At 60.1% G+C, this 11,357-nt stretch carries 8 protein-coding genes; 3 read left to right on the top strand and 5 right to left on the bottom strand.

Annotated features, from left to right (window positions below):
• Positions 1–143: 143 nt before the first annotated feature.
• Genes urtA through atzF form a run of 4 tightly spaced genes read right to left on the bottom strand, consistent with a single transcriptional unit; the run spans position 144 to position 7,565 of the window.
• Positions 144–1,412 carry an urea ABC transporter substrate-binding protein gene (gene urtA, locus ACVLVH_RS12745; RefSeq protein ID WP_110867492.1) on the bottom strand — a complete coding sequence of 423 codons (1,269 nt, stop codon included), beginning with the start codon at positions 1,410–1,412 and terminating at the stop codon, positions 144–146.
• Between the two features lie 28 nt (positions 1,413–1,440).
• Positions 1,441–2,139, bottom strand: a complete 699-nt coding sequence (locus tag ACVLVH_RS12740; protein WP_192412422.1) for a GntR family transcriptional regulator — start codon at positions 2,137–2,139, stop codon at positions 1,441–1,443.
• Between the two features lie 9 nt (positions 2,140–2,148).
• Positions 2,149–5,766, bottom strand: coding sequence for an urea carboxylase (uca, locus tag ACVLVH_RS12735; RefSeq protein ID WP_192412421.1), 3,618 nt, complete (start codon positions 5,764–5,766; stop codon positions 2,149–2,151).
• Positions 5,767–5,768: 2 nt separating this feature from the next.
• Positions 5,769–7,565, bottom strand: a complete 1,797-nt coding sequence (atzF, locus tag ACVLVH_RS12730) for an allophanate hydrolase (RefSeq protein WP_192412420.1) — start codon at positions 7,563–7,565, stop codon at positions 5,769–5,771.
• A gap of 258 nt (positions 7,566–7,823) precedes the next feature.
• On the opposite strand from atzF, the gene sltY reads away from it, so the two are divergent.
• Positions 7,824–9,743, top strand: a complete 1,920-nt coding sequence (sltY, locus tag ACVLVH_RS12725) for a murein transglycosylase (RefSeq protein WP_110867496.1) — start codon at positions 7,824–7,826, stop codon at positions 9,741–9,743.
• A gap of 44 nt (positions 9,744–9,787) precedes the next feature.
• Positions 9,788–10,111, top strand: a complete 324-nt coding sequence (gene trpR / locus ACVLVH_RS12720; protein WP_101762165.1) for a trp operon repressor — start codon at positions 9,788–9,790, stop codon at positions 10,109–10,111.
• Here trpR and yjjX read toward each other — a convergent pair.
• The gene (gene yjjX / locus ACVLVH_RS12715; RefSeq protein ID WP_101762164.1) at positions 10,108–10,629 is read right to left on the bottom strand and encodes an inosine/xanthosine triphosphatase; all 522 of its coding nucleotides are present in this window, start codon (positions 10,627–10,629) and stop codon (positions 10,108–10,110) included. The two genes, trpR and yjjX, sit on opposite strands and share 4 nt — an antisense overlap.
• A 51-nt stretch (positions 10,630–10,680) precedes the next feature.
• Between yjjX and gpmB the strand changes: the two genes are divergently transcribed.
• On the top strand, positions 10,681–11,328 hold the full coding sequence (gene gpmB, locus ACVLVH_RS12710) for a 2,3-diphosphoglycerate-dependent phosphoglycerate mutase GpmB (protein ID WP_101762163.1): 648 nt from the start codon (positions 10,681–10,683) through the stop codon (positions 11,326–11,328).
• Positions 11,329–11,357 lie beyond the last annotated feature (29 nt).

The raw sequence follows: 11,357 nt of genomic DNA, 5'->3' as shown, positions 1-11,357 counted from the left end.
GTGTGGCTGTCCCCCTCCTCGGTCCTCCCCCATAAATGGGGGAGGAAGACGTTGCCCAATGCCAGCAATGAACATGCATGTGGCAGCGTCTCCTTCCCCCATTTATGGGGGAAGGCCGGGATGGGGGACAGCCAGCACAACCCCTACTGCGTTGATTTCACCGGATGGTCCGGCTTCTTATCATTACCCGCAATGTACGGGCTCCACGGCTGGGCGCGTACCGGTTGCTCGGTCTGCCACACCACGTTGAACTGACCGTTCTCTTCCACTTCACCAATCATCACTGGCTTATGCAGGTGATGGTTGGTTTTATCCATGGTCAGAGTGAAACCGTCCGGGGCTTTAAAGGTCTGTCCCGCCATCGCCGCGCGCACTTTATCCACATCGGTGGTGCCCGCTTTCTCTACCGCCTGCGCCCACATGTGCAGGCCAACGTAGGTCGCTTCCATCGGGTCATTCGTCACCACGGTGTTGGCGTTCGGCAGGTTGTGCGCCTTAGCGTAGGCGCGGTAATCCGCGACGAACTTCTGGTTAGTTGGGTTATCCACCGACTCGAAGTAGTTCCACGCCGCTAGCTGACCGACCAGCGGTTTGGTATCAATGCCGCGCAACTCTTCCTCGCCGACGGAGAAGGCGATCACCGGGATATCCGTGGCTTTGATGCCCTGATTGGCCAGCTCTTTGTAGAACGGCACGTTGGAGTCGCCGTTAATGGTGGAGATCACCGCGGTTTTGCCACCGGCAGAGAACTTCTTAATGTTGGAGACGATGGTCTGATAATCGCTGTAACCAAACGGCGTATAGACCTCTTCGATGTCTTTATCCTGTACCCCTTTGGTGTGCAGGAAGGCGCGCAGAATCTTGTTGGTGGTGCGCGGATAGACGTAGTCGGTGCCCAGCAGGAAGAAGCGTTTCGCGCTGCCGCCATCTTCACTCATCAGGTATTCCACCGCCGGAATCGCCTGTTGGTTCGGCGCGGCGCCGGTGTAGAACACGTTCGGCGACATCTCTTCGCCTTCGTACTGCACGGGATAAAACAGCAGGCCGTTCAGCTCCTCAAACACCGGCAGCACCGATTTGCGCGATACCGAGGTCCAGCAGCCAAACACTGCCGCCACTTTGTCCTGCGTCAGCAGCTGACGCGCTTTTTCGGCAAACAGCGGCCAGTTGGAGGCCGGATCGACCACCACCGGTTCCAGCTTTTTGCCCAGCACGCCGCCTTTGGCGTTGATCTCATCGATAGTCATCAGCGCCACATCCTTCAGCGGCGTTTCGGAGATCGCCATGGTGCCGGAGAGCGAGGACATAATGCCCACCTTGATGGTGTCAGCAGCCTGCGCCGCAAAGGCAAAGCCCATGCTGGCCACAGAGGCAGAGAGCGCGAAAGCCTTGAGCAACGAACGTCTTTTCATCAGTAAACCCCTCACGATGTTTGTATTGTTATTCAATGGGTTGAAGTCGAGCCTGCTGTAACATATGCAATGTGATCTTTCTGACCTCTGCCTTACTGACGGCGATGTGGTCGGTTAAAATGCGCTGCGCCTCCTCGGTTTGTTGCTGGAAAATCGCCCGTAAAATCTGAGCGTGCTCGCGGTATGTCGCCTCCATTCGGTCGTCTCGGGTAAAATCGAGACGGCGAATGATGCGGATTTTTTCGGTCAGTTCGGCGTGGATGCGCGCCATCTCCTGATTGCCAGCGGCGGCCACCAGCGCCATGTGAAAGGCTTCATCCTGCGCCGAAACCGCTTTGCCATCGGCCAGCGGCGGTGCATCCATCCAGAAGCTTTTCAGCGCGGTGAGCATGTCGATGCACTGCGGTGCGGGCAGTGCGCACAAGCGGCGCACCGCTTCGCACTCCAGCACGGTGCGAAAGTCGTACAGCTCTTCGAAATATTCAAAGTCAAACGGCTTCACCTGCCAGCCGCTGCGGAACCACACTTCGACGTAGCCCTCGCGCTCCAGCCAGAACAGCGCCTGACGCACCGGCGTGCGGCTCACTTCCAGCCGATCGGCGATTTCGTTTTCGCTGAAGCGATCGCCCGGCATCAGTCGGAACTCAAAAATGTCCTGTTTCAGCGCCTGATAAACCTTTTCGGCCAGTGCTTCCGGACGACCTTTGCTACGAGGGCTCGTGTTCATGCCAGCTCCTTATTCCAGCCACAGCAGGGCATCGCCCGGACTCACCGGACGTCCTGCCTGGCAGGCAATGCGTTTCACCGTGCCGGCCTGCGGCGCGACAATCGCCAGTTCCATTTTCATCGCTTCCACGATGATCAGCGTTTGACCGGCTTCCACCGCGTCGCCCGGCTGCACCAGCACTTTCCAGATGTTGCCGTTCATATCGGCGCACACCGCCAGCGCATCGTCGTCGGCTTCGGCCACCACCAGCGTCTCCTCGCTGGTGAGCGGCGCGTTCTGCTCTTCCTGCGCCCACAGCGTCACTTCCTGTTCGAAGGCGGCGGACTGACGCTGGCGGAAATCACTGATCGATGCGGCATTTTCCGCCAGGAATTGATGATGGGCGGCGAAGTCGAAGACCGTTTCTTCGATGCGCACCGTGGCGCGGCCTTCGCGGAAGTCATCGCGCAGCTGCGTCAGTTCGTTTTCCGTTACCGGATAAAAGCGCACCTGATCGAAGAAGTGCAGCAGCCACGGCTCGTCGGCCGCAAACTGCTCGTTTTTCAGGAACTTGTTCCAGATTGGTAGTGTGCGGCCCACCAACTGATAGCCGCCGGGTGAATCCATGCCGTAGATGCACATGTACATGCCGCCAATGCCGACCGTGCCTTCGGCGGTAAAGGTGCGCGCCGGGCTGTATTTGGAGCTCAGCAGGCGATGGCGTGGATCGATCGGTACCGCGCACGGCGCGCCGAGATAGACATCGCCAAGGCCGAGAATCAGGTAGCTGGCATCAAAAAGGGTGTCGCGCACCGCTTCGCGGCTCGGCAGGCCATTAATACGCTGGATAAAATCGACGTTATTTGGCAGCCACGGCGCGCTGGCACGCACGGTTTCCTGATAACGTTCGACCGCGCCGAGCGTGGCGCTATCTTCGAAGGCCATCGGCATCCAGACAATGCGCGACGGCACTTTCAGCTGGCTGACATCGCCGAGCCCGGCTTCCAGTTCCAGCAGCAGCTGCATCAGCTGTTTCTGGCTGAGAATCAGGCTGTCGTAGCGTACCTGCAGAGAGCGCACGCCCGGCGACAGCTCTTCCACGCCCGGCACCGCGCGTTCACGTAGCGCATTCATCAGCAGATGCACGCGCAGACGCAGCGCCAGATCCAGCACGTTATCGCCGTACTCAATCAGCACATATTTGTCGCCCGCCTGGCGATAAACCGCCGCTGGCGTGGTTGCCGTGGCGGGGAGCGCCGCCAGCAAGGTGGCGGAACCGATAGCGCTGGCTGCTAAAGAGGGCACCGCAAAGGCCGGCGCGTGGCTGCTGCGCAGCGTGGCCACGCTGTGCGCCTGCGCTTTTTCCAGCGCCACCGCTTCGTCGGCGCTGATTGGGTGGAAGCGAATTTTATCGCCCGGTTTCACCTGGCCGACTTTCCACAGTTCGGCTTTGGCGATGGTCACCGGGCAGACGAAGCCGCCGAGGCTAGGGCCGTCGTGCGTCAGGATCACCGGGAAGTCGCCGGTGAAGTTCACCGCGCCGATGGCGTATTCGCAGTCATGCACGTTGGACGGATGCAGGCCGGCTTCGCCGCCGTTGGCGCGCGTCCATGTCGGTTTCGGGCCAACCAAACGCACGCCGAGGCGGTTGGAGTTGTAGTGCACCTGCCAGTCGCTGGCAAAGAACTCATCAATCGCCGCCTGAGTGAAGAAATCCGGTGCGCCATGCGGTCCATACAATACGCCGATGCGCCATTCAGTGCCGTAGTGCGGCACCAGCGCATGATCGAGCGCCTGCGGTGCGCTGACCGGCGCGGGCGTGGTGCAGGCGGCAAGCTGCGGCTGGGAGATTGGCAGCATGTCGGCGACGCGCAGAGTGCGTCCGGCGTGGCCGCCAAACTGGCCGAGCGAGAAGGTTGAGCGGCTGCCGAGATATTCCGGCACGTCGAAACCGTTGCGTACCGCTAAGTAGGTGCGACAGCCGCTCTGTGCACGGCCCAGCGTCAGGGTTTGTCCCGCTTTGACGCTGACGGGCTGCCAGTACGCGATGCTTTCACCATCGACATCCGCCGCGCAATCAGCGCCTGTCAGGGCGATGACGGCATCGCTGTGGAAGCGCAGCGTCGGGCCTTGCAGAGTGAATTCGAGGCCCGCGGCGCTGTCGTGGTTGCCGACAATGCGGTTGGCCAGGCGGAAGGCGAAATCGTCCATTGGGCCGGACGGTGGCACGCCGATATCCCAGTAGCCGAGGCGGCCAGGGAAATCCTGAATGCTGCTGAAAGTACCGGGTTGCAGCACTTCAATCACGCTGGCGGCTGGCGTGAAGCTATCAAGGAAACGCGTCCACACGTTGCCGCTGCGGAAGGCGTCGGTGGCGACGATCTGGCGCAGATAATCGAGATTGCTGGCGATGCCATGCAGCTGCGTGGCGTCGAGCGCCTGCTGCATCTTCGCCAGCGCCGCTGCGCGCGTGTCGGCATGCACGATCAGTTTGGCGACCATCGGATCGTAAAACGCCGAGACTTCGGTGCCGGTAGCGATCCAGCCATCAACGCGCACGTCATCCGGGAAACTGACGTGGGTCAGCACGCCGGGGCTGGGCTGGAAGTTTTTCAGCGGATCTTCGGCGTAGATACGCACTTCAATCGATGCGCCAGCGGGCGCTTGCTGCAGGCGCGCCCAGTCGAGGGCATCGCCAGCGGCGACTTTCAGCATGCACTCAACCAGATCGAGGCCGGTGACGCATTCGGTGACAGGATGTTCAACCTGCAGGCGGGTGTTTACTTCGAGGAAGTAGAAGGCATCTTGTTCGGCGTCGTAGATGTATTCCACCGTACCGGCGCTGCGATAATTCACCAGCTCGCCAAGGCGTACTGCAGAAGAGAGCAGCGCTTCACGCGTTGCCTGCGGCAGATTGGGGGCAGGCGTCTCTTCCACCACTTTCTGGTTGCGGCGCTGCAGCGAACAGTCGCGTTCGCCGAGCGCGATCACTTTGCCGCTGCCGTCGCCAAAAATCTGCACTTCAACGTGGCGCGCGCGATCGATGCAGCGTTCTAAAAACACGCCCGCATCGCTGAAGAACTGCTCGCCAAGGCGGCGCACGCTCTCCCACGCATTGCGCAGCGCATCGGCGTCGGCGCAGCGCGTCAGGCCAATGCCGCCACCGCCTGCCGTGCTTTTCAGCATCACCGGATAGCCGATGGTGTCGGCGGCGCTTAAAGCTTCTTCCAGCGAACTCAGCAGCGGCGTGCCCGGCGTCATCGGCACGCCTGCGCTGGCGGCGAGCTCACGCGCGCGGTGTTTCAGGCCAAACTCGCCAATCTGCTGCGCGGTGGGGCCGACAAAGGCGATGCCGGCTTTTTCACAGGCATCGGCAAACGGCAGGCTTTCTGACAGGAAACCGTAGCCCGGCCAAATGGCTTGCGCGCCGGTTTCCTGCGCGGCGGCGAGGATTTTATCGATGCGTAAATAGCTGTCGCTGGCTTTGTCGCCGCCGAGGGCGATGGCGACGTCTGCTTCTTTGACGTGGCGCGCGTTGCGGTCAGCATCGGAATAGACGGCGACGCTTTTCACGCCGAGGCGTTTTAAGGTGCGAATGGCGCGGCAGGCGATTTCGCCACGGTTAGCAATCAGAACGGTGCTGAACATGCTTATTTACTCCCCAGAGAGGCCAGCCAGTTGCGCCAGCCGCCAAATTCGGTAATTTCCAGCGCCTGCGACAGCACCGCCGGTTCACAGATAAAGCCTTTTACGATGCGTCCGTCGGCCAGCGTCAGCGAGCCAATGCCGAGCGGGGCCGGGATTTCCGCCACGAACTCGCCAAAGCGCGCCAGCGGGATATCCCACAGTTCCACGGTGATCGCCGCACCGCTCTCGCCACGCAGCAGGCCCGGCTTCTTAATCGGGCCATCGAGCAGGGCGAACAGACGGTAATGGCTGGCGGTTTGCGTCTCCTCGACCAGCACCGCCTGGCGCGTGGTGAGCTGGAAGTTGAGCGGCATGCCGGTGAGATGCGCACCCACCACCGCCACGCGGACGTGATCGGTTGAAATCGGCAGCGCGTATGATTGTGCGGGCGCTGCTTTGCCAGTGGCACCGAGCGGCAGCGCCATCTGCTGCTGCCAGCGCAGGCCAAAACCAGCCAGTGCGCGATCGTGCCACGCAGGTGCAATCAGCGTGATGCCGGCGGGCAATCCATCGGCGCGGAACGGCGCAGGCAGCGCCAGCGCGCTGAGATCGGCCAGGTTGGTGAAATTGGTGTAGGTGCCGAACTGCGAGTTGTAGTGCACCGGCTCCTGCTGCATTTCGTCCAGCGTATGGATGGTTGGCGAGGTGGGCACCAACAGCGCATCGAACTGCGCCAGCGTTTGCTGAATCTGGCGCGTCAGTTCGGCGCGTAGGTATTCCGCCTGATAGGCTTCCACCGCCGTGTATTTCAGGCCGCTGCTGACGATGCCGTACACCACCGGATCCATCTCTTCCGGGCGATGGATCATCTCGCCCACCGCCACGGTGCGCTCGGCAACCCACGGACCGTAATAGAGCTGCTCGGCGAGTTGATGGAACAGAGAAAAATCGATTGGATGCAGTGTGGCGCCGCCGGCCTGCAATTGCTCCAGCGCCGCCAGCCAGGCCGCTTCGGCTTGCTTGTCGCCGAAGAATTCAGGCGTGGCGGGAATGGCGAAATCGGGCTGCGCTTTGAAGCTGGCTGGCGCGGTGTGCGGATTGCTGCGCGAATAGGCATCGCCCGCGTCATAGCCGCCCGCTGCGGTAGCCACCGCGAAGGCATCTTCGACGGTTAACGCGAAAACGGAAATGGTGTCATTGAGGCGGCAAGCGGGCACCACGCCGCTGGCAGAGAACCAACCTTTGGTCGGCTTGAGGCCGACAATGTTGTTAAAACCGGCGGGCACGCGGCCCGAACCGGCGGTGTCGGTGCCGAGCGAGAAGCCCACCAGACCGCGCGCCAGCACCGACGCAGAACCGGAGCTGGAGCCGCCGCTGACGTAATCAGGATTGAAGGTGTTGCTCACCGCACCAAACGGCGAACGCGTGCCGACTAAGCCGGTGGCGTATTGGTCGAGGTTGGTTTTGCCAATCACCACCGCGCCTGCTGCTTTGAGCTGCGCGACAACAAAGGCATCGGCTTCGGCGGTGTAGGTGAAGGCCGGGCAGGCGGCGCTGGTCGGCCAGCCAGCGACATCAATATTATCTTTTACCGCAAACGGCACACCAAACAGCGGCAGCGCCGCCGGGTTGCGCTGATAGCTCGCCAGCAGCGGTTCAATCTGTGCCTGCAGCTGCGCGGGCGTGGCAAGATAGAGCCACGCGTTATCCTGCGCGTCGATGGCGTCGAGATGAGCCGCCAGCAAGGCGGTAATCTGTTGTGGATTCTGTTGGTAACTGCGTTGCCAATCCTGGAGCGTAAAGCCAAAGGTCGATGCCATGAGTGAATTCCAACTGGTATACAAGATGGAATTCAACAGAGCAAAGTGCGTGCCATTTTTGTAAGCCGATGAAACCGCGTAGTTAATTGATGTGTAATACGTTTTTCTGATGATAAATTGCACAACGGCGGCGCAAACGCTGCGCAACGGCGGTGCGCGAGCGTAAATTTTGTGAAGAACATGGCAAGAGACGGTTGGCCTGGTTAGCATGAAAGAAGTCTGGCATGAGCTGGATCGCAGCACTGAGAGGAGAGCGTAATGGAGAAGTGGCGTTACTGGATGCTAGGGATCTGTCTGGTCAGCACGGCCAGCAGCGTATGGGCCGATTCGCTGGATCAGCAGCGACAGCGCTATGCGCAAATCAAGCAAGCCTGGGATAACAAACAGATGGACCAGGTGACGCAGCTGATGCCGACGCTGCAGGATTATCCGCTTTATCCTTATCTGCAATATCGCCTGCTGGCGCAGGATCTCGATCAAGAGACGCCGCTGGCGGTGAAGAACTTTATTCAACAGTATCCTACGCTGCCACCGGCGCGCTCGCTCTCAACGCGCTTTGTGAATGTGCTGGCAAACCGTCAGGATTGGCAGGGCGTACTCAGCTTCAGCCCGGATGAACCGAAACCGGTGCAGGCGCGCTGTAACTGGTATTACGCTAAGTGGGCGACCGGCCAGCAGCAGGCGGCGTTTGCCGGTGCGAAAGAGATTTGGCTGCGCGGCACCGCGTTGCCGAACGACTGCGACAAGCTGTTTTCGGTATGGCAAGCCAGCGGGCAACTCTCGCCGATCACCATTCTCGAGCGTATTCGTCTGGCGATGAAAGCCGGTAACGACAGCCTGGTGAATTACCTGGCGAAAATGCTGCCGGCGGATTATCAAACCACCGCCAGCGCGCTGATTGCGCTGCAGCAGAATCCGCAAACCGTCACCACCTTTGCCAGCAGCATGGGACCCACCGATTTCACCCGCATGGCGACCAGCTACGCCTTCGCCCGCGTGGCGCGTGAGGATATGGATAACGCGCGCATGATGATCCCGCAGCTGGTGCAGGCGCAGAAGATGAGCCAGGCCGATGAGCAGGACCTGAAAGAGACCGTGGTGTGGCGCATGATGGGCGCGGATCTCACCAGCGAGCAGGCGCGCTGGCGTGATGCGGTGGTGATGAACAGCGAATCTACCGCGCTGGTGGAGCGCCGCGTACGCCTGGCGCTGAGCCAGAACGATCGTCGTGGTCTCAATACCTGGATCGCGCGTTTGCCGGTGGAAGCCAAAGAGAAAGATGAGTGGCAATACTGGCAGGCGGATTTGCTGATTTCGCAGGGCCGCAAAGAGGAAGCCAACGATATTCTGCGGAAGCTGATGCAGGCGCGCGGCTTCTATCCGATGGTCGCGGCGCAGCGTTTGGGCGTGGAGTATCCGTTGCAGGTCGACAAGGCTCCGGCAGCCGACAGCAGCGTGACGCAAGGTGCGGAAATGGCGCGCGTGCGTGAACTGATGTATTGGGGGCTGGATAACCTGGCACGCAGCGAGTGGGCCAATCTGATCTCCAGCAAAACCCGTTCGCAGCAGCAGATGCTGGCGCGTTACGCTAACGAGCAGGATTGGTGGGATCTCAGCGTGCAGGCCACCATCACCGCGAAAATGTGGGATAGCCTGAAAGAGCGCTTCCCGCTGGCGTGGCAAAACCTTTACCAGCAATACACCAGCGACAAAGGCATTCCGCAGAGTTATGCGATGGCGATTTCACGCCAGGAGAGCGCGTGGAATCCGAAAGCGCGTTCACCGGTGGGCGCCAGCGGATTGATGCAGGTGATGCCCGCTACGGCGACGCATACCGTGAAGATGTATAACATTCCCGGCTATGTGAACAGCAGCCAGCTGCTGGATCCGCAGACCAATATTCAGATCGGTACGCAGTATCTGGAGTATGTCTATCAGCAGTTTGGTCAGAACCGCATCTTCTCTTCGGCCGCCTATAATGCCGGTCCGGGACGCGTGCGCAGCTGGCAGAAAACCAGCGGCGGTAATCTGGATGCGGTGGCGTTTATCGAAACCATCCCGTTCTCCGAAACGCGTGGCTACGTGAAAAACGTGCTGGCCTACGATGCCTATTACCGTTACTTCATGGGCAAACCGGACAAGATTCTCGCCGACAGTGAGTGGAATCGCCAGTATTGACTGTGCTATGCTTCCGTACTCGTTAATGAGTACGGAAGCCCTTCATGAGCCAACCCCTTTCTTCCCAGCCGGAATCGGCTCAGCCTGTTGAAGATAACTGGCTGCGATTTATCGAACTGATGCAAAATGCCTTTGCCGATGGCGTGGCGCTGCCGTTATTACAACTGATGATGACGCCGGATGAACGTGAATCCTACGGGACGCGTTTGCGCATTATTGAAGAGCTGATGAACGGCGATATGAGCCAGCGTGAACTGAAGAATGAGTTGGGCGTCGGCATCGCCACCATTACGCGCGGGTCTAATAGTCTGAAAGAGGCGCCGCCAGAGCTAAAACGCTGGCTGGAAGCGCGTCTTGGCCGCGGTTAACGCTGGCTGTAGAGCGGATGGGTGAACGGACACAGCGCCAGAATCAGCGCCTGATGGTAGACGCTGGAGCGGCTCAGCAGGCCGTGGGTAAGGGCACCAATCGCGCCACCTTTGTGTTTGATATTCTCCACGCCGGTTAAGCGTGCCATCTCATCACCCAGTTCATGCCCGGCAGCCAAGCCTGCCACGACAATCGGCGGCAGCGTAAAGCTGGCCGAACGTGATTCTCCGCGCTGCTGCGCGTTTTCAATCACCATCCAAGCAAAGGCGCAATCGCCTTCGATTCCCGCTTCGATCGCCACCCAGTAATCGGCCCGTGGACGCGTTTGACGCGCGTTCTCTACCCGCTGACGTGCGCCAGTTCGCGTTTCAACATCACTAAGTGGCTGGGCTGCGACGCCGCTCTCGACCTCAACCCCTTCGATGTGGCAGGATCCTTCGCCGAAAACGTCGTTGAACGCCTGAGCAATCGCGCGAATTTTTGCCGGGTTGATGGTGGCTGCGACAACATGGTACATAATTGTTTGAACCCTCGAGGCAAATTTGTCGCAGTATAACGGAAATTAAGCATGCTACAGGTCTATCTTGTTCGTCACGGTGAAACGGTATGGAATGCGGCTCGGCGCATTCAGGGGCAGTCTGACAGCCCGTTAACGGAAAAAGGTGAGCAGCAGGCTCAGCAAGTGGGCGAGCGAGTGAAATCGCTGGGCATTACCCATGTGATTGCCAGCGATTTGGGACGGACGCGGCGTACGGCAGAGATTATCGCCGATGCGTGTGGCTGCACCGTGACGCTCGATGCGCGTCTGCGCGAGCTCAATATGGGCTGCCTGGAACAACGTCCACTTGATGGCTTAACCGAAGAAGAGGAACACTGGCGGAAAACGCTGGTGGATGGCACCACTGCTGGACGTATTCCGGGTGGCGAATCGATGGCGGAGATGGCGACGCGGATGCACGAAGCGCTGAATGCACTACTGGAGTTGCCTGCCGGTAGCCGTCCGCTGATTGTCAGCCACGGGATGGCGCTGGGCGTGTTGGTCAGTACCATTCTCGGTTTGCCTGCGCATGCGGAACGTCGTTTGCGTTTGCGGAATTGCTCGATCTCGCGCGTGGATCATCAGCAGAGCGCGTGGCTGGCGGCCGGTTGGGTGGTTGAGACGGCGGGCGATGTGTCGCATCTGGATGCGCCAGCGTTAGACGAGCTTCAACGCTAAGCCAAAAAAAAATGCCGTCGCGATGACGG

It is taken from the genome of Kluyvera sp. 1366 (assembly GCF_054823405.1).
Note: the sequence above shows the minus strand (reverse complement) of the source record. Positions and strands in the feature narration are given on the sequence as shown.

Excerpts from the sequence above, each read along its gene's own strand:
- urtA (WP_110867492.1), bottom strand. The coding sequence starts at position 1,412 with ATGAAAAGACGTTCGTTGCTCAAGGCTTTCGCGCTCTCTGCCTCTGTG.
- ACVLVH_RS12740 (WP_192412422.1), bottom strand. The coding sequence starts at position 2,139 with ATGAACACGAGCCCTCGTAGCAAAGGTCGTCCGGAAGCACTGGCCGAA.
- uca (WP_192412421.1), bottom strand. The coding sequence starts at position 5,766 with ATGTTCAGCACCGTTCTGATTGCTAACCGTGGCGAAATCGCCTGCCGC.
- atzF (WP_192412420.1), bottom strand. The coding sequence starts at position 7,565 with ATGGCATCGACCTTTGGCTTTACGCTCCAGGATTGGCAACGCAGTTAC.
- sltY (WP_110867496.1), top strand. The coding sequence starts at position 7,824 with ATGGAGAAGTGGCGTTACTGGATGCTAGGGATCTGTCTGGTCAGCACG.
- trpR (WP_101762165.1), top strand. The coding sequence starts at position 9,788 with ATGAGCCAACCCCTTTCTTCCCAGCCGGAATCGGCTCAGCCTGTTGAA.
- yjjX (WP_101762164.1), bottom strand. The coding sequence starts at position 10,629 with ATGTACCATGTTGTCGCAGCCACCATCAACCCGGCAAAAATTCGCGCG.
- gpmB (WP_101762163.1), top strand. The coding sequence starts at position 10,681 with ATGCTACAGGTCTATCTTGTTCGTCACGGTGAAACGGTATGGAATGCG.